The organism is Mesorhizobium sp. WSM4850, assembly GCF_055811735.1.
Genome location: NZ_JBVVPV010000008.1, coordinates 83056 through 100533, shown reverse-complemented (window position 1 = coordinate 100533; position 17478 = coordinate 83056). Strand labels below are relative to the sequence as shown.

15 protein-coding genes, 1 tRNA gene and 1 riboswitch are annotated in these 17478 nt (G+C 61.3%); of the genes, 11 read left to right on the top strand and 5 right to left on the bottom strand.

Translation table 11 applies throughout. From position 1 onward, the window contains the following. The first annotated feature begins 164 nt into the window (after window positions 1-164). The 5 genes from AC0L2Z_RS11370 (at window position 165) to AC0L2Z_RS11350 (ending at window position 4048) form a co-directional block, all read left to right on the top strand. Window positions 165-2036: an acyltransferase family protein gene (locus AC0L2Z_RS11370; protein WP_473627998.1), complete on the top strand. Its 1872-nt coding sequence runs from the start codon at window positions 165-167 to the stop codon at window positions 2034-2036. A gap of 89 nt (window positions 2037-2125) precedes the next feature. Continuing rightward, window positions 2126-2199: transfer RNA gene (locus AC0L2Z_RS11365), tRNA-Gly, on the top strand. A gap of 167 nt (window positions 2200-2366) precedes the next feature. Further along, window positions 2367-2615, top strand: coding sequence for a DUF3606 domain-containing protein (locus AC0L2Z_RS11360; protein WP_023802203.1), 249 nt, complete (start codon window positions 2367-2369; stop codon window positions 2613-2615). Between the two features lie 154 nt (window positions 2616-2769). Continuing rightward, window positions 2770-3495: a Crp/Fnr family transcriptional regulator gene (locus AC0L2Z_RS11355; protein WP_287345642.1), complete on the top strand. Its 726-nt coding sequence runs from the start codon at window positions 2770-2772 to the stop codon at window positions 3493-3495. A 358-nt stretch (window positions 3496-3853) separates the two neighbouring features. Continuing rightward, window positions 3854-4048, top strand: coding sequence for a hypothetical protein (locus tag AC0L2Z_RS11350; RefSeq protein WP_128169177.1), 195 nt, complete (start codon window positions 3854-3856; stop codon window positions 4046-4048). Between the two features lie 103 nt (window positions 4049-4151). Here AC0L2Z_RS11350 and AC0L2Z_RS11345 read toward each other — a convergent pair whose 3' ends face one another. After that, on the bottom strand, window positions 4152-5150 hold the full coding sequence (locus AC0L2Z_RS11345) for a L,D-transpeptidase family protein (RefSeq protein WP_473627997.1): 999 nt from the start codon (window positions 5148-5150) through the stop codon (window positions 4152-4154). Between the two features lie 143 nt (window positions 5151-5293). Next, the gene (locus AC0L2Z_RS11340; RefSeq protein WP_473628057.1) at window positions 5294-6283 is read right to left on the bottom strand and encodes a LysR family transcriptional regulator; all 990 of its coding nucleotides are present in this window, start codon (window positions 6281-6283) and stop codon (window positions 5294-5296) included. 335 nt (window positions 6284-6618) lie between these two features. Between AC0L2Z_RS11340 and chvE the strand changes: the two genes are divergently transcribed. The 4 genes from chvE (at window position 6619) to araD1 (ending at window position 11876) form a co-directional block, all read left to right on the top strand. Continuing rightward, the gene (gene chvE / locus AC0L2Z_RS11335; protein ID WP_023802196.1) at window positions 6619-7683 is read left to right on the top strand and encodes a multiple monosaccharide ABC transporter substrate-binding protein; all 1065 of its coding nucleotides are present in this window, start codon (window positions 6619-6621) and stop codon (window positions 7681-7683) included. 23 nt (window positions 7684-7706) lie between these two features. After that, on the top strand, window positions 7707-9314 hold the full coding sequence (gene mmsA / locus AC0L2Z_RS11330) for a multiple monosaccharide ABC transporter ATP-binding protein (protein WP_473628055.1): 1608 nt from the start codon (window positions 7707-7709) through the stop codon (window positions 9312-9314). Further along, window positions 9311-10603, top strand: a complete 1293-nt coding sequence (gene mmsB / locus AC0L2Z_RS11325) for a multiple monosaccharide ABC transporter permease (RefSeq protein WP_128169181.1) — start codon at window positions 9311-9313, stop codon at window positions 10601-10603. Before mmsA ends, mmsB begins: the two co-directional genes overlap by 4 nt. 280 nt (window positions 10604-10883) lie before the next feature. Then, entirely contained in the window at window positions 10884-11876 is a 993-nt protein-coding gene (gene araD1 / locus AC0L2Z_RS11320; protein WP_473627995.1) for an AraD1 family protein, read from the top strand. A gap of 175 nt (window positions 11877-12051) precedes the next feature. On the opposite strand, the gene AC0L2Z_RS11315 is transcribed toward araD1, so the two are convergent. Both AC0L2Z_RS11315 and AC0L2Z_RS11310 read right to left on the bottom strand, forming a co-directional pair. Next, window positions 12052-12825 (bottom strand): ABC transporter substrate-binding protein, encoded by a 774-nt coding sequence (locus AC0L2Z_RS11315; RefSeq protein ID WP_473627993.1) that lies wholly within the window; start codon window positions 12823-12825, stop codon window positions 12052-12054. A 93-nt stretch (window positions 12826-12918) separates the two neighbouring features. Further along, the gene (locus AC0L2Z_RS11310; RefSeq protein ID WP_473627991.1) at window positions 12919-14013 is read right to left on the bottom strand and encodes a 2'-deoxycytidine 5'-triphosphate deaminase; all 1095 of its coding nucleotides are present in this window, start codon (window positions 14011-14013) and stop codon (window positions 12919-12921) included. A 125-nt stretch (window positions 14014-14138) separates the two neighbouring features. Then, window positions 14139-14216: riboswitch (SAM riboswitch) on the top strand. 73 nt (window positions 14217-14289) lie between these two features. Here AC0L2Z_RS11310 and AC0L2Z_RS11305 point away from each other — a divergent pair. Then, window positions 14290-15477 carry an O-succinylhomoserine sulfhydrylase gene (locus AC0L2Z_RS11305; RefSeq protein ID WP_128169183.1) on the top strand — a complete coding sequence of 396 codons (1188 nt, stop codon included), beginning with the start codon at window positions 14290-14292 and terminating at the stop codon, window positions 15475-15477. A gap of 45 nt (window positions 15478-15522) precedes the next feature. On the opposite strand, the gene AC0L2Z_RS11300 is transcribed toward AC0L2Z_RS11305, so the two are convergent. After that, window positions 15523-16677, bottom strand: a complete 1155-nt coding sequence (locus AC0L2Z_RS11300) for a ceramide glucosyltransferase (protein WP_473627990.1) — start codon at window positions 16675-16677, stop codon at window positions 15523-15525. Between the two features lie 257 nt (window positions 16678-16934). On the opposite strand from AC0L2Z_RS11300, the gene apaG reads away from it, so the two are divergent. Then, window positions 16935-17327, top strand: coding sequence for a Co2+/Mg2+ efflux protein ApaG (gene apaG / locus AC0L2Z_RS11295; protein WP_473627988.1), 393 nt, complete (start codon window positions 16935-16937; stop codon window positions 17325-17327). Window positions 17328-17478: the final 151 nt, after the last annotated feature.

Here is a 17478-nt window from a genome sequence, read left to right as displayed (position 1 = left end):
CGGCGGTCGGCGCTTTGCCGAATTGTGCTCTTGACACTTATGTTGCAGTGCAGCAAAATTGGGCGACAGAGGGTAACCAGTTGATATCGAACTGCCAGACTCATCGCCCGGTGATGGACGGACTGCGCCGTCTTACCCTGGCTCGCCAACACAGGGCTTCTTGAATGAAGTACAGGCGCGATATCGATGGCCTTCGGGCCGTTGCGGTCCTGCCGGTCGTACTCTTCCATTTCGGCATCTCGGCAATTCCAGGCGGCTTTACCGGCGTTGATATCTTCCTCGTCATATCTGGCTATCTGATCACCGGAAGCCTGCTGGACGACCTTGAACGCGGCCAGTTTTCGATCGTCAGCTTCTACTGGCGCCGCGCCCGGCGCATTCTGCCGGCGCTGATCTTTGTCACGCTTCTCACCTGCGTTGCGGCCCTGTTCATTCTTCTGCCGTCGGATATGCATGAATTCAGTCTCAGCGTCATAGCGGCTTCGACTTTCTGGTCGAACATCTATTTCTGGAAAACGTCAAATTACTTCTCGATCGATGCCGAGCTCCGACCGCTGTTGCACACCTGGTCGCTTTCGGTCGAGGAGCAGTACTATATCTTTGCCCCGATCCTGATGTTCCTGATCTACCGCTTTTTTGCCAAACGCTGGCTGACGATACTCCTGCCGATCATCCTCGGCAGTTTCGTGCTGGCGGTCATGGCGACGTGGCTGGCGCCAAACGCGGGATTCTACCTGCTGCCGACACGGATCTGGGAACTCATGCTGGGCTCCGTGCTCATGCTGAAACGCCCCCCGCCCCTGAGCAGCCGGTTTCTTATGGAACTGCTCGGGTTGGCCGGATTTGGCCTTCTCGCCATGGGGTTCTTTGCGATCTCGGAGAGCGATCCGTTCCCGGGCTACAACGCCTTGTATCCCTGCGTCGGAACGGTCCTGCTTATCTATGTTGGCCAAAACAGCCCCTCGACGATCGCCAGCCGCATACTAGAAGTCCGGCCGCTGGTCTGGATCGGCCTCATCTCCTATTCGCTGTATCTTGTTCACTGGCCGATCAATGCGTTCGCGCACTATCTCTCACTAGAAGAATTCGACCCGTCGATGACCGTTGCGTTGACGGTAGCAAGCCTCGCGCTGGCTGCGTTTTCCTGGAAGTACGTCGAGCAGCCGTTTCGGCAGAAAAGGAGCTTCACCGCCCCGGCGCCCATCTTCGCCTTTTCAGCGGGCGCAATCGCTGTTCTTTGCCTTGGCGGGGCGGCGGGGGCGCTCGGCAACGGCTTTCCGCAACGCTTTCCAGACTATGTCCAACAGCGGATTCCTGTCGGGGACTGGGGCAATGGCACCTGTTTCAACGAGGGCTTCAGCCGGATCGAAAACTGGAATATCGAGGATTGCACGCGCACACGCGGCTTCCCTACAACCGTTTTGTTGTGGGGTGACTCGTTCGCCGCCCACTATGTTCCAGGCCTGGACGCCAACATAAATCAACTCCGGGCCAATATCGTGGAATACACCTACGCGGGCTGTCCCCCGATTCTCTCCTACTTCTCCTATGGACGCCCGGATTGCATGCGGTTCAATCAGCAAGCCCTGAAGATTATCCAGGACGCTGGCATCAAGACGGTCGTGCTCAGCGGTCGGTGGACCGACTACGAGGCCAGAAGTTTCGACGGTCTCCAGCAAACGATCGATACGATTCGTGGTCTGGGTGTGCGTGTGTTTGTCATCGGCCAGTCCCCGCAGTTCATAACCGATGTTCGGAAAATCGCGTTCTTCGCAAAGCGCGAAAATCTCGATGATACGTCGTGGCCAATGGCCATGGATCCCGACATCAACAACCGTGTGCGCGCATTTACCAAAGGCGCCACCTTCATCGATCCGCTGAATTTCCTCTGCAGCGCCGGACGCTGCTCCTACGCCGACGCAGGCCAGTTCCTCTATTTCGATTACGGCCATTTTTCTACCGTCGGGGCCACGCTGGCCATTTCGAAATACTGGCCGTCCTTTGCCACAGACGATGCCGTTGCCACGACGGAGTAACAGTCGGCCCGCTGGCAAGGCACGAGTGCACACGAGTATACGCATAACGATTGCCCGAATGCCGGCTTGCGTGGTAACGAGGCTGCTGCGCGGGTATGATGTAATGGTAGCTTGTCAGCTTCCCAAGCTGAACGCGCGGGTTCGATTCCCGCTACCCGCTCCAGCTTGCCCAGTCGGGCCGGCCGGCGCCGCACCTCACAGGACCACATGATCAGGTGAGCGGCAAACATCAGCCGGATAGAACATAACGTGATTCTAATAAGAGGCGGCAACAAAAGACGCTGATCCGCGTTTGCGCTTGATCTGAAGGCCAGCCAGGGAGGAACCCAAATGGCCGACGACAAGAGCAATAGAGGTTCTGGCGACGGAAACCGCGTCGCGCGCGACCAAGACTATGAATTCCGCTATTTCGCTACCAAGTTCGGCCTCTCAATACCGCAGATCCGCGAGCTTTTTGGCAAGCACGGCAATGATCGCGAGACCCTGTATCGGGAGGCTCGGAAGCTCGGAAACGCCGTGACCACACAAGAACGGATCTCGAACGACGACCGAACGTTTCACAACCAGGGCCGCCCATGACCGGCAAGCGACATAGCCAAGAAGTCGAACATGAGAGCGACCTTTTCTATCTGTGTCCGACAGGCGGCCAAGTCGTAGATGCTCGGGACCTGCGGCATGTCAATTGGCACGAGCCGCTGGAACTCGATGCCTGATCTGCTCAAAAGGCACCGCGATGTTCGGCAAAGACCTCCTGGTTCACATGCTCGACCGCCGCGACACCCTGCCGCCAGACGAGATCGCGCTCATTGAGGCTCTTCCGGTTCGGCCGGTAACTTTCGGACCCGATGAGGAGATCGTCAGGGAGGGATCCCGCCCCACCGAAAGCTGCCTTGTCGCGAATGGGTTCGCAGTTCGAAACCAGGCTATTCGGGAAGGAAAGCGTCAAATAACGGCAATTCACGTGCCGGGAGACTTTGTCGATCTGCATAGTTTACTGCTAAAAGTGATGGACCACAGCGTGAGCGCGCTGGGTTCGTGCGATGTAGTTTTCATTCGACACAAAGACCTGCTTACAGCAATGGGTGGAAGTCCACATCTCACCCGGATGCTCTGGCTTTCGACGACTATCGACGCCTCGATCCAAAGGACCTGGATAACCTGCCTCGGGCGTCGCTCCGCCAAACAGCATCTCGCACATATAATTTGCGAGTTGTATGTCCGATTAGAGATAGTCGGATTGGCCTCTGACCAGAAGTTCGCTATTCCACTGACGCAAGCGGAAATGGGGGACGTGCTTGGTCTATCTGTAGTTCACGTGAATCGGACACTGCAGGAGCTTCGAGCGAAGGACCTGGTTATCTGGAAAGACCGCAGGATTGTTATCCTTGATTTCCAGCGATTGGCCTTACTGGCCGACTTTGATACGACTTACCTAAATCTCTTCCACGAGCCACGGTGACCGCCCTCGGCCAAGACGCGTCGGCGCACTGATGCGGCATCAAGATTTCTCGTCAAATAAACAATGTGAATGAGCCCTCGCTCCGGATCGATTACGGCTGGGTCCAATTGGCACAGTTGACGTCAAAGAAGGATTGCACATGCGTGAGCTCGAAAATCTCATCGAACAGTATGTAAATAGTCGGAGGCGGCGCCATAGTTTCATATCGACGGGGCTCGCCGTAAAGGCGCTCAAACAGATCGTACCGGCATGTTCGGTCTCAGATTCCGACCTGGCGAACATGATTGCCAATCGTGCAATAGACTACAACCTTCCGGTGAGCTTTGACCTTAATGAGAGCTAGGCGTGGCGCGTCATTATGCAGTCCGACCATGAGCCTTCCGAGGCCTACGAAACGGTCAAGGAAGAGGCCGACCGGCAAAGCTCGGGTGGAGATGCCGGCACCCTAGCAGGCAAGGTCGGCAAAGTTGTTGAATCGACCGCAAACAGAACTGAGGAAGCCATTCGCGATCGTTTGCAGGGGTCGTCGGACGGGTCTTCTACCACCACATAGCGTCGCCACCAGCCTGAAGGTCAGGTCCATAGGACGTCATCCGGCATCGTCTCCGGCGCGCGCCCGGGCCTTGCGAGAGCAGGTGGCGGGCCAGTCCGCTTTGCTACGGGGCAAGCTCGTCGACGGCGCGGGCGGTCTCGTCCTTGAACTCGACCTTCGTGCCCGGCTGCACGATGGAGCCGAGATCTTCGACATCCCAATTGGTCAATCGGATGCAGCCATGCGAGAAGGTCGTGCCGATCTTGCCAGGTTCGGGCGAGCCGTGGATGCCGTAGCTTTCGATGGAGAGATCAATCCACACCGATCCCACGGGATTGTTCGGCCCGGCAGCGATGGTGAAGGGACGCTTGGTCTTGACTCCCTTGAAGGCAAAATCCGGATGGTAGTGATAGGTCGGATTGCGCACCACGCGCTTGACCTCCGCCGTGCCGCTTGGCGCCGGATTTTCATCGCTGCCGATCGAGGCGGGGTAGACTGCGAGCCATTTGCCGGAAAGGTCGAGCACGCGCACCAGGCGAGCGTCCTTGTCGACCTCGATGCGGGCTACGCCCGCGGGAGGATCGCCGCGGCCAACATCAGGCACGATCAAGGTCTTGCCGGGCCTCCTGAAGCCGACGCCCGGATTGAGCATCCTGAGCAACTTTTCGCTGACATGGAAGCGCTCCGCCAGCTTCTCCACCGCGTTGCGATAGGCGAGCCGCCGCAGGCGGGCCATCCTCTCCATGCGAGCCGGAATACGCCTGGTGAAAGGTCCGCGCACATCCTTGCGCGTCACCTCATAGGTGACCAGAACCGGGTCGGCGGAGGTCGCCGTGAGCTTGCTCCAGGTCTCCGCAGTGAGCTTGCCATCGGATCGGAGTCCGTTCGCCTGCTGAAAGGCGCCGACTGCCTTGGCGAAGTTCTCTGAGAGGCGACCATCGATCAGCCCCGGCGAGAAGCGGGCGCCATCCAAGAGGATCTGCGCCTTGAGCAGCGTCGGATCGTTCGGTTCACCGGCGGTGAATTGGGCCTGATTAATGGTCGCCAGGTCCAGCTTGGCCGAACGCGCCCCGCCGCACGCGAAGGCAAGCAACGCGGCGAAGACGAGGAGAAGCCTGATCATAGATAGCCTCCCTGGGGACCTGCACAGGAGCCCGCTTCTATGACGTGGCACGGCCCTGTGTGGTTCCTTCGCTCGAGCGATATTCTGATTGAAGCGACATGGCGGAAGAGTGAATTGGCAACGGATCGCTTGATTTAACGCCGTCAGCCCACCTCTCGCAAAATGAAGTCGTGCAGCATCTTGGCCGCCGGCGACAGCACGCGATTTTTTACGGTGATCAGACTGTAAGGCCTGACCTCGATGTCGAATTCGGTCTGGACGACGTCGATGGCGCCGGCCAGCCCCTCGGGGTTCTGGATGAATTTCGCCACCTGGATCGACACCGGCGCGATGGCGTCCGACTGCGCGACCATGACCAGGGTGAGCAGCAGCGAGCTGGTGTTGAGGATGCGGTCCGGCAGCGCGATGTTGCGGTTCAGGAAATTGCTCTCCATCGCCTGGCGCAGCGGCGAGCCGCCCGACTGGAAAACCCAGTCATAGGCGGCGGTCTGCTCCAGCCGCACCGCCTTGCCCTTGGCCAGCGGGTGGCCGCGGCGCACAATGAGGCAGGCTTTTTCGACGCCGATGACGCGGGCCTCGAACAGCCGCGGATTGAGGTCCTCGGGGATGCGCGCGATGATGAAATCGTGACGTGTGGCGATCAGTTCGCGCGCCAGCACATTGGAGGTCTCGACCTGCATGGTGATCTCGATACGCGGATAGATGCGCCGGATCTCGCGGATCGCCGGCACGGCGAGCTCGATTGCAGGGGCCGTCACCGCGCCCAGGAACACCGAGCCGCCCTTGCCTGCCTTGAGCTCGGATATCTCGCGGTCGACCTCGCGCATCTCGAGCAGGATCGAACGCGCGCGCCTCGCCAACGCCTTGCCATAGGGCGTCAGCGTGATGCCGCGCGGCAGCCTCTCGCACAGCTTGACGTCGAGCACCGCCTCCATCTCGGCGATCATGCGCGAGGCGGCGGGCTGGGAGATGTTCATGACCTGGGCTGCCGCGCTGACCCGGCCATGGTCGTCGAGGGCTGCGATCATGCGCATGTGGCGCAGACTGAGGCCGCTGCGCAGCAAGGTCTCACTCCTGCCGGGACGTTCCCCATAACCCTCTGTAAGTCCGCCAGAATCCCGTAGCGCCGCCATGATCTCCGTTTGCTCCTCGCTGGTGGCCGGCCGGCAATCCCGGCCCGATCTTTTGGCCACTTTCAATTCTTTTGGCCACTTTCAGTATACCAGTTTGGGTATAGCAACTACCAAAGATCGCATTTGACAGTTATGGCAAAGCGCCACACCTTTGCGCGTCCTGAAACCTGACCGTCGCCAGCGAGAAAAATCGCATCGACCGGAACCAGAGTCTCAGGGCCGATTGGGAGGATACCGGAGATCGATATGGCGGCAGCGGCGCGTTTTGGCGCTCCTGCACGATCGCGCGGCCCACGAAACCCAGGGTGCGCGTCCATCAACCAGGGAGAGTTAATGTGAAGATCATCAAGACACTGGCCGCCGTCGCGGCCCTTAGCATCGCGGCCATGACGGTCCCGGCGCAGGCAGGCGAAGGCCTCATCGGCGTGCTGATGCCGACCAAGACCTCGCAGCGCTGGATCAACGACGGCGACGCCGTCAAGTCCCAGCTCGAGGCTCTGGGCTACACTGTCGACCTGCAATATGCGCAGGACGATATCCCCAATCAGCTCAGCCAGCTCGAAAACGAAATCACCAAGGGCCCAAAGGCGCTGATCATCGCCTCGATCGACGGCACCACCTTGTCGGACGCGCTGCAGAAGGCGGCTGACGCCGGCGTCGTCGTCGTCGCCTATGACCGGCTGATCAAGAAAACCCCGAATGTCGACTACTACACCACGTTCGACAATTTCGGCGTCGGCGTCATCCAGGCGAAATCGCTGCTCAAGGGCCTCGGCTATCCCGAGAACAAGGGGCCGTTCAACGTCGAACTGTTCGGCGGCTCGCCTGACGACAACAACGCCTTCTTCTTCTACGACGGCGCCATGTCCGTTCTGCAGCCGCTGATCGACGACAAGACCCTCGTCGTGAAATCCGGCCAGATGGGCATGGACAAGGTCGGCACGCTCCGCTGGCTGGCAGCCACCGCCCAGGCCCGCATGGACAATCTGCTCTCCGCCCACTACTCGGATGGCAGCCGCGTCGATGGCGTGCTCTCGCCATATGACGGCCTGTCGCGCGGCATCATCGCCTCGCTGCGCGCCGTTGGTTACGGCACGGCCGATCAGCCATGGCCAATCGTCACCGGCCAGGACGCCGAAACCGCTTCGGTCAAGGCGATCATCGCCGGCGAGCAGTACTCGACCGTGTTCAAGGACACCCGCGAACTCGCCAAGGCGACGGTCGAGCTCGTCGACAAGGTGCTCTCGGGCGGCAAGCCGGAGGGCCTCGACACCAAGACCTACAACAACGACGTCAAGGTCGTCCCCTCGATCCTGCTGACGCCGCATGATGTCGACAAGTCGAACTACCAAGCCCTGGTGGTCGATTCCGGCTACATCAAGGCCGAAGAGCTGAAGTAACCGCAGACGTAAAACCCGGGGTCCTGCGCAACGCAGGGCCCCGCTTCGCCAGTGAACGACCCGGTATGTTTCCGGACCTCGCAGGAGTGGTATTCCCGATGGCCCAGACGATTTTGGAGATGCGTGACATCACCAAGACGTTTCCCGGCGTCAAGGCGCTTTCGAATGTCAACCTCAGCGTCGAGGAAGGCGAGATCCACGCCGTTGTCGGCGAGAACGGCGCCGGCAAGTCGACTCTGATGAAGGTGCTGTCGGGCGTCTATCCAGCCGGCACCTATGATGGCGAAATCGTCTATCGCGGCGATGAGTGCCATTTCAAAGGCATCCACGACAGCGAGCGCCGCGGCATCGTCATCATCCACCAGGAACTCGCGCTGGTGCCGATGCTGTCGATCGCCGAAAACATCTTCCTCGGCAACGAACACGCCAGCTACGGCATCATCGACTGGAATTCCAACGAGACGCGCACCAGCGCTCTGCTCAAGAAGGTGGGCCTCAAGGAAGACCCCAAGACGCTGATTACCAATATCGGCGTCGGCAAGCAGCAACTGGTCGAGATCGCCAAAGCGCTCAGCAAGGAAGTGCAGTTGCTGATCCTCGACGAGCCGACGGCGAGCCTGTCCGAAAAGGACAGCCAGGCGCTGCTCGACCTGCTGCTCGAATTCAAGCGGCAGGGCATCACCTCGATCCTGATCTCGCACAAGCTCAACGAAATCAACCGGGTCGCCGACAAGGTCACGATCATCCGCGACGGGCGGACGATCGAGACGCTGCCCAAGAAGGACATCTCGGAAGACCGCATCATCACCTCGATGGTCGGCCGCTCGCTGGACGACCGCTATCCGTCGCGCGAGCCTGACATCGGTGAGGTCGTGCTCCAGGTGAAGAACTGGTCGGTCTATCATCCGATCCATGCCGAGCGGCAAGTGATCAAGGGTATCGATATCGACGTCCGCAAGGGCGAGGTGGTAGGTATCGCCGGGCTGATGGGCGCCGGACGCACCGAATTCGCGATGAGCCTGTTCGGCCGCTCCTATGGCCGCCGCATCACCGGCGAGGTGCTGCTTAAGGGCAAGCCCATCGATGTCTCCTCTGTCAGCAGGGCAGTCGAACACGGCATTGCTTACGTCACCGAAGACCGCAAGACCTACGGTCTCAATCTGATCGATCATATCAAGCACAACATCACGCTGGCCAATCTTCCCGGCGTGTCGCGCCACAGCGTGATCGACGACATGCGCGAGCTCGCCGTCGCCAACGACTACAAGGCCAAGACCAACATCCGCTCGTCCAGCGTTTATCAGATGACCGGCAATCTATCGGGCGGCAATCAACAGAAGGTGGTGCTGTCGAAATGGCTGTTCGCCAATCCGGAGGTGCTGATCCTCGACGAGCCGACGCGCGGCATCGACGTTGGCGCCAAGTATGAAATCTACACGATCATCGCGCGGCTCGCCTCGGAGGGTAAGGCGATCATCGTCATCTCGTCCGAGATGCCCGAACTGCTCGGCATCACCGACCGTATCTATGTCATGAACGAAGGACGTATCGTCGGCGAAATGGCGGCGAGTGATGCCAGCCAGGAAAAGATCATGCGCGCCATCGTTCGCGGAGAAGGAAAAGCATCATGAGCACCGAAAGCGGTCCCGTCCCGAAAAGCGGCGTCGCCGAAGATGTGCAGCAAGGGCCGCGCATCGCTGTCTCGGCGCTGGTCACCAACCTGCGCGAATACGGCCTGATCCTGGCGCTTATCGCCATCATGGTGTTCTTCCAGTACACGACGTCCGGAACGCTGTTCAAGCCGGTGAACTTGAGCAACCTGGTGCAGCAGAACAGCTTCATCATCGTGATGGCGCTGGGCATGCTTCTGGTGATCGTCTCCGGCCATATCGATCTCAGCGTCGGCTCCGTCGCCGGTTTCATCGGCGCGCTGGCGGCGATGATGATGGTCATCTGGCCTCTCGGCCCTTTCAGCAATCCGCTGGTGGTGTCGATCATCTGCCTGATCGTCGGGGGTGCAATCGGCGCGGCACAAGGCTACTGGATTGCCTATCACCGAATACCGAGCTTCATCGTCACGCTGGCGGGGATGCTGATCTTCCGCGGCATCTGCCAGGCGCTGCTGGGTGGGGGGTCTTCCGTGGGGCCGCTTCCGGTCGGCTTCAAGGCGCTCAGTTCCGGCTTCATTCCCGACGTGATCGGCTCATTGACGCTGATACCGCCGGTGGTGAACGCCGCCGGCAAGACAATCGTCGGCAGCGGCCTGACGCTGCACATGACGACGATCGTGCTCGGCATCGTCGCCGTGGTCGCCTATGCTTATTTCGGGCTCAGGGCACGGCGCAGCCGCGAGCGGCATGGCTACGAAGCCGAGCCCTTCTCGCTGTTCGTCGTCAAGACCTTGGTGACCAGCGCCCTGGCGCTGTTCCTGGTCTACCAATTCGCCACCTACAGGGGTCTGCCAATCGTTCTCGTGGTGATGGGCGTGCTGATCGCGCTGTTCGTGTTCGTCACCAAACGCATGACGGTCGGCCGCCGCATCTACGCAATGGGCGGCAATGCCAAGGCGGCGCAGCTATCGGGTATCAAGACCGAGCGGCTGACCCTGATGGTGTTCATCAATATGGGCGTGCTCTCGGCGCTCGGCGGGCTGATTATTGCGGCGCGCCTTGGCCAGGCGGTGCCGGCGGCCGGCCTCGGCAGCGAGCTCGACGTCATCGCCGCCGTGTTCATCGGCGGCGCTTCGGCGATGGGCGGCGTCGGTCAGGTTGTTGGCGCGGTGGTCGGCGGTTTCATCATGGGCGTCATGAACAACGGCATGTCGATCATGGGCGTCAATGTCGATTGGCAGCAGGTGGTCAAAGGCCTGGTGCTGCTCGGCGCCGTGGTCTTCGACGTCTACAACAAGAACAAGGCTTGAGGGAACTCATGCATGTCGCCAAACGTGTGCAGCGTGTTGGGACAACGGCATGCATGAAAGCAAGGATTAAAGTGGGCCGCTTTTCAAAGGCGGCGCGCTTTTAGGAGGCACGGGTCACATCGCGGCGCTGCCGGGCGGCGCAAGGAAGTCCCCCAGGGGACCGGGCCCGCGAGCAATCCGGACGAAGAATTTCACCCGTGGCGCGGACACCGTCCGAGCTGCGCCAGGAAAAGCTTGCCAGACCGGCAGGCCGGCCAAGGCAATTGAGAGAGGGTACGTCATGCTGATTTCCCAGATCCTCGACGAGGCGGAGACCATCCGCGTCGTCGCCCGCAACGGCGGCAAGACCAGAATCATCAACGGCGCCCGCAGCGTCTATTCGCTGGCAATGGAGGCCGCGCGCACTGGCACCGGGCTCGTCGCCCTCATCGAGCGCAAGGGTTTTGGTGAAGCGGTCGACCTCGATGCCGCCTACAAGAAGGGGCGGCTGCTGTCGCCGATCAACCATCCCGACCCGGCGCATCTCCACCTCACCGGCACCGGGCTGACACATCTCGGCTCCGCCGCGACCCGCGATTCCATGCACAAGAAGCTCAGCAGCGACGGCGAGAAGCAGCTCACCGATTCCATGAAGATGTTCCGCATGGGGCTGGAGGGCGGCAAGCCGGCCAAGGGCCAGACCGGCGTGCAGCCGGAATGGTTCTACAAGGGCAACGGCACCATGGCAGTGGCGCCCGGTGCGGCACTTCTGTCGCCCGCCTTCGCCGAGGATGCCGGCGAAGAGCCGGAAGTCGCCGGCATCTATATCATCGGCGACGACGGCGTCCCGTTCCGCGTCGGCTTCACGCTGTCAAATGAGTTTTCCGATCACGTCACCGAGCGCGTGAACTATCTTTTCCTCGCGCATTCCAAGCTGCGCAACGCTTCGTTCGGGCCGGAAATCCTGATCGGCGAGCTGCCGTCCGACGTCAGGGGTTCATCGCGCATCCTCCGCGACGGCCAGGTGCTGTGGGAAAAGCCTTTCCTGTCGGGCGAGGCGAACATGTCACACACCATCGCCAATCTCGAACATCACCACTTCAAATATTCGGCCTTCCGCCAGCCGGGCGACGTGCATGTGCACATGTTCGGCACCGCGACACTGTCCTTCGCCGACGGCGTCAGGACCGAGGCCGGCGACGTCTTCGAGATCGAGGCCAAGGATTTTGGCCTGCCGCTGCGCAACCCGCTTGAAATCGAGCAGCCGGTGAAGGTGGCGGTCAAGGCGCTTTGACGGCGTGATCTCCCCCCTTGAGGGGGAGATGTCGCCGAGGGCGACAGAGGGGTCGTCTCGCGTGGAGCGCCAGCCCCCTGCGTCTGCGATAAAGAGAGCCGGGCCCGGCCGGACCGACCCCCTCTGGCCTGCCGGCCATCTCCCCCTCAAGGGGGAGATTGGCAGCTTCGACCTCTCAATAAATATCGAAGTCGAAATATTTGGCCTGGATCTTCTTGTAGGTGCCGTCTGCGACGATCGCGTCGATTGCGGCGTTGAGCTTTTCGCGCAGCGCATTGTCTTCCTGGCGCACGGCGATACCGGCTTCGGTCTCCGTGCCCTTGACGTCGCCGACCATCTTGCAGCAGTCGTCGCTCGACTTCTTCATCCAGTCCATCAGCACGAATTTGTCTGAAAGGACGGCATCGAGACGGCCGTTCATCAGGTCGGCGACCGCCTCCTCCTGGGTTGGATAGAGCTTCGCCTCGGCGCCGGCCTTGCCATAGACATCCTGGGCATAGTCGGCCTGGGTGGTCGAAGCCTGGGCGCCGACTGTCTTGCCGGCGAGTGCCGCCGGTTCGGTCGAGGCAATATCGCTGTCCTTCAAGGCCACCAGCGAAAGCGGCGTCGTATAGTATTTGTTGGTGAAGGAGACCTGCTTCTTGCGCTCCTCGGTAATGCTCATGGACGCGATGATGGCGTCGAACTTTTTGGCCTGGAGCGCCGGGATCATGCCGTCCCAGTCCTGCGTGACAAGTTCGCATTCGACCTTCATCTGAGCGCAAAGCGCATTGGTGATGTCGATGTCGAAGCCGACGAGCTTGCCATCCGCGGTGATGGTGTTGAACGGCGGATAGGCGCCTTCAGTGGCGATCTTCAACTTTTCCTGTGCTTGCGCCGACAGCGACCCGGCTGACATCGCCAGCATGACGGCTGTTGCTGCCGATGCGATCCATCTTGAAATCTGCATTTTCTGTTCCCCTTGTTCCAACCGTATTGACGGCTAAGACAGCCAAGCACGACCCGTAAGGTCAGGCAAGCATGGTCTGATCATAGCGGGCGATCAGCGCGCGGCGCGAAAATGCTTGGACAGTTTCAGGCCCTGCGCCTGATAGTTCGAGCCGAGATCTGTGCCGTAGAGCGCCTGCGGCCGCTTCAGCATGTGCTCGTAGACCAGCCGTCCGACGATCTGGCCGTGATCGAGGATGAACGGCACTTCGTGGCTGCGCACTTCGAGCACGGCCCGGCTGCCGGTGCCGCCCGAGGCCGAATGGCCGAAACCCGGATCGAAGAAACCGGCATAGTGGACGCGGAATTCGCCGACCAGCGGATCGAAGGGCGTCATCTCGGCGGCATAGAGCGGCGGCACATGCACCGCTTCCTGGCTGACGAGGATATAAAATTCGTCCGGGTCGAGCACCAGTTCGCCGGCACCGCTCTTGTAGAGCGGGTCCCAGAAATCGACGACATCCTGCGCGGCGCGCTTGTCGACATCGACCAGGCCGGTGTGGTGCTTGCCGCGGTAGCCGACCAGCCCGTCCTTGTCACCATCGAGGTCGATCGACAGTGCGATGCCGCCGCCGGAAATGTTCGGCGGCTCGGTGGCGACGAGCGTCTCGGCACGGTGCAATTCGTGCAGCTCGCTTTCCGACAAAAGCGCGTTGCCGGTGCGGAACCGGATCTGCGACAGCCGCGAGCCGGTGCGGACGACGATCGGAAAGGTGCGCGGGCTGACTTCGAGATAGAGCGGGCCGTTGTAGCCGGCAGCGATCTTGTCGAACTCGTGGCCGCGATCGGTCATCACGCGGGTGAAGATGTCGAGCCGCCCGGTCGAGCTTTTTGGGTTGGCCGAGGCGGAAATGTTTGCCGGAAGCGCCAGGCTCTCGAGCAGCGGCACGATATAGACGCAGCCCGTCTCCAGCACCGCACCATCGGTGAGATTGATTTCGTGCAGCTTCAGGCGGTCGAGTTTTTCAGCAACCCTGTGGTTGGGGCCGGGCAGGAAGGAGGCGCGCACCCGCCAGGCCTTGTCGCCAAGCCTGAGGTCCAGGCTGGCCGGCTGGACCTGGTCGGCGTCGAGCGCGCGCGGCGACTTCAGCGCGCCCGACTGGTACAGCGCGGAAATATCCTGATCCGGAAGAATGCCTGTCTGCCGCAAAGTCTGGCTCCGCTCGAAGGCCGGGCGTGGTCTCGTCTTGTCGCAGGTTCTTGCCGTGGAACCCGCTGGTACAAACCTCTTAATCATGCCGGCAATTGACGCAAGCGCGGTGCAGGTCTAAAGGATCGTTATCCCGTGGTGATTTGGCCGGTCGGCTTGCAGCCACGTTAAACAAGTCGCTAAAGGACCGTCGGGCCGAAAGGCCGTACGACCGGTTGCGACTTTCGCGGCCGGTTTTTTTGTGTTTGGACCATTTTTTGTGTTTGGAACAAGGTGATGACGAGCAAAACGCGCAACTGGAAGCCTCAGACCGCCCTCGTGCATGCAGGAACGCTGCGTTCCGGCTTCGGCGAAACCTCCGAGGCGATGTATCTCACGCAAGGCTATGTCTACGACACGGCGCAGGCGGCGGAAGCCCGCTTCAAGGGCGAGGAACCGGGCTTCATCTATTCGCGCTATGCCAATCCGACGGTCGACATGTTCGAGAAGCGCATGTGTGCGCTGGAAGGTGCCGAAGATGCCCGCGCCACCGCATCCGGCATGGCGGCGGTGACGGCGGCGTTGCTGTGCAGCGCCCGGGCCGGCGACCACATCGTGGCGGCGCGCGCGCTGTTCGGCTCCTGCCGCTGGGTCGTCGAGACGCTGGCGCCGAAATACGGCATCGAGGCGACGCTGGTCGACGGCACCGACATCGCCAATTGGGAAAAGGCGGTCAGGCCCAACACCAAGTTGTTCTTCCTTGAAAGCCCGACCAATCCAACGCTGGAGGTCGTCGACATCGCAGCCGTAGCCTCGCTTGCCGATTCGATCGGCGCGCGGCTGATCGTCGACAACGTCTTTGCCACGCCCTTGCAGCAGAAGCCGTTGCAGCTCGGCGCCCATATCGTCGTCTATTCGGCGACCAAGCACATCGACGGCCAGGGACGCTGCCTCGGCGGCATCATCCTGTCGGACAAGAAGTGGATCGACGAGAATTTGCACGACTACTTCCGCCACACCGGTCCCAGCCTCTCGCCCTTCAATGCCTGGACGCTGCTGAAGGGGCTGGAGACGCTGCCGCTGCGCGTTCGCCAGCAGACGGAAAGTGCCGGCCGGATCGCTGACTTCCTCGCCGAGCGATCGGAAATTGTCCGCGTCATCTATCCCGGCCGCGCCGATCACCCGCAGGCGGCGATCGTCAAGAAGCAGATGTCGGGCGGCTCGACGCTGATCTGCCTCGACGTCAAGGGGGGCAAGCAGGCGGCCTTCGCCTTCCAGAACGCGCTCGATGTCGTGCTGATCTCCAACAATCTCGGTGACGCCAAGAGCCTGATCACCCATCCGGCGACGACGACACACAAGAATCTGAGCGACGAGGCGCGGGCCGAACTTGGCATCGGGCCAGGCACGCTCAGGCTGTCCGTCGGACTGGAGGACACTGACGACTTGCTCGAAGACATCGAGCAGGCCTTAGCCGCCAGATAGGGATACGCGCCGAACTGCTGCGCTCTGATCTGCAAAGCGGCGCGGTCAGGCGCCCGACGGCGACTCTTCCAATTCCGCAACGGCGCTGGTTTGGATGGTCATCGTGTTGCCGCGCCAGTCGACGGCACCGCTGAGCCAGCCGCGCACCCAGATGGCGGGAAGCATCACGTCCCGCGCAACCATCGCCGGGATCATGCGCAGCGACAGGTGCCAGCCCTTGGCCGAGGCGAGAGCGCATTCCGGCAGATAGGCGACTATCAGCACGGCGACGGCGGTAGCCGGCAGGCTGAAACCGGCGCCTGCTGCCGCAACCAGCGCCAGCACCAGCGGCGGCGCCGCTCCGATCAGGATCTCGGGCGCGAAGAACAGTGGGAATGTGACGCGACGCAGGCGTGCCCAGCGGGCCTGGCGCGACCAGATTTCGCCAAATGTGCGCAAGCCGAGCGGCTGCTCGAACGGCGAGGCAACGAGATTGACGCGCAGTCCGAGCCCGTTGACAAGCTTGGTCGCAGCGGCATCCTCGGCAATCTCCGCAGCAAGCGCACGGATGCCGCCATTGGCGTCGAGCAATGGCTTGTTCCACAGCATGCTCTTGCCCTGGGCAAAACCGAGGCCGAGCGCCTCGCCGGTATATTGCCAGCGCGCCTGCAGCGTATTGAGGAAAGCGCATTCGACCTCCGCCCAGATCCCGTCCGGCCGCGAGCCGATCGGCGTCGAGCAGACGAGGCCGGTGTCCTGCCGCCATGCCGTCATCAGATGCTGGACATAGTCCCTCCGCATCAGGACGTTGGAATCGGCAAGGACGACCCAGTGGTGGCGCGCGGCCTCCCAGCCCTTCACGCAATTGTTGAGTTTCGGATTGCCGCTGATGCGGTCGTCGCCGACGAGCAGCCGGGCCGGCACGGCCGGAAAGCGGGCGATCGCATCGGTGATCCGCCCGACCACCGGGTCGTCGGCATGGGCGACGCAGAAGATGAGCTCATAGTGCGGCCAGTCGAGCGAGAAGGCGCGCTCGAGCGTCTCCTCGGTAAACGGCTCGACGCCGCGCGACGGCACGACGATCGACACCGGCGGCGCCTTGGCGGCTGGCGGCGTGATCCTGCCAGGCCGCTTCAGCTTCAACGAAGCGAGCAGGATGCTGGCGAGATTGACAACAAGCAGAACTATGGAAAGCAAGGCGGCTGTGACTGTCAATTCCATCAATATCTGGTCGCTCCAGAAAAAACCGGCCGCATGAAGCCGTTTTCAACAGTTCGACAGAATGCTGAGTCGCCCGGCCCTGCACACCATCCCCGGCCCTGCACACCATCATTGTCACGTGTCACTTAAATGACATTGTTGTTCGGCACCTGCGCTTAACAAATTCGGGCAACGATGGCAGACACCGAGGCGACGCACCCCGTTGACCGAACTGCGGAGAGGGTCGAATGTTCCGTCTGCATAGTGTGGAGTGATTTATGTACAGCGCCCTCACGCGCGACATCGAAGTGCAGGTCAGGCCGTTCTATCTGGAAGATCGCTCCGACCCTTCGGAGAACCGCTATGTCTGGGGCTACCAGGTGACCATCGACAACCAGTCGGATGAATTCGTGCAGCTTCTGTCGCGCTACTGGCAGATCACCGACGGCACCGGCCGGGTCGAGGAGGTGCGCGGCGCCGGCGTTGTCGGCGACCAGCCTGAACTCAATCCAGGCGACAGTTATCAGTATACGTCTGGCTGCCCACTCTCGACGCCATCCGGCATCATGGTCGGCCACTACACGATGCGCAACAAGCGGGGCGAAACGTTCGACGTCGCCATCCCCGCCTTTTCGCTCGACCTGCCGGGCACGCGGCGGACGGTGAACTGAGAGAGATAGATGGCCGGAAGGTCGTGCTGCCCCTCATCCGCCTGCCGGCACCTTCTCCCCGTATAGTGAACGGGGAAAAGGGAACCCATCTATCTATCAACTGGACAACCTGTCGCAACGCTGGCGCCCCCTCTCCCCGTTCTTCACGGGG

What these genes read in the sequence shown, in the direction of transcription:
- AC0L2Z_RS11340 (WP_473628057.1), bottom strand. Translation starts at nt 6,283, where the DNA reads ATGGCGGCGCTACGGGATTCTGGCGGACTTACAGAGGGTTATGGGGAA.
- AC0L2Z_RS11300 (WP_473627990.1), bottom strand. Translation starts at nt 16,677, where the DNA reads ATGGAATTGACAGTCACAGCCGCCTTGCTTTCCATAGTTCTGCTTGTT.
- AC0L2Z_RS11360 (WP_023802203.1), top strand. Translation starts at nt 2,367, where the DNA reads ATGGCCGACGACAAGAGCAATAGAGGTTCTGGCGACGGAAACCGCGTC.
- mmsB (WP_128169181.1), top strand. Translation starts at nt 9,311, where the DNA reads ATGAGCACCGAAAGCGGTCCCGTCCCGAAAAGCGGCGTCGCCGAAGAT.
- AC0L2Z_RS11315 (WP_473627993.1), bottom strand. Translation starts at nt 12,825, where the DNA reads ATGCAGATTTCAAGATGGATCGCATCGGCAGCAACAGCCGTCATGCTG.
- AC0L2Z_RS11355 (WP_287345642.1), top strand. Translation starts at nt 2,770, where the DNA reads ATGTTCGGCAAAGACCTCCTGGTTCACATGCTCGACCGCCGCGACACC.
- AC0L2Z_RS11345 (WP_473627997.1), bottom strand. Translation starts at nt 5,150, where the DNA reads ATGATCAGGCTTCTCCTCGTCTTCGCCGCGTTGCTTGCCTTCGCGTGC.
- AC0L2Z_RS11305 (WP_128169183.1), top strand. Translation starts at nt 14,290, where the DNA reads ATGACGAGCAAAACGCGCAACTGGAAGCCTCAGACCGCCCTCGTGCAT.
- AC0L2Z_RS11370 (WP_473627998.1), top strand. Translation starts at nt 165, where the DNA reads ATGAAGTACAGGCGCGATATCGATGGCCTTCGGGCCGTTGCGGTCCTG.
- araD1 (WP_473627995.1), top strand. Translation starts at nt 10,884, where the DNA reads ATGCTGATTTCCCAGATCCTCGACGAGGCGGAGACCATCCGCGTCGTC.
- AC0L2Z_RS11350 (WP_128169177.1), top strand. Translation starts at nt 3,854, where the DNA reads ATGCAGTCCGACCATGAGCCTTCCGAGGCCTACGAAACGGTCAAGGAA.
- apaG (WP_473627988.1), top strand. Translation starts at nt 16,935, where the DNA reads ATGTACAGCGCCCTCACGCGCGACATCGAAGTGCAGGTCAGGCCGTTC.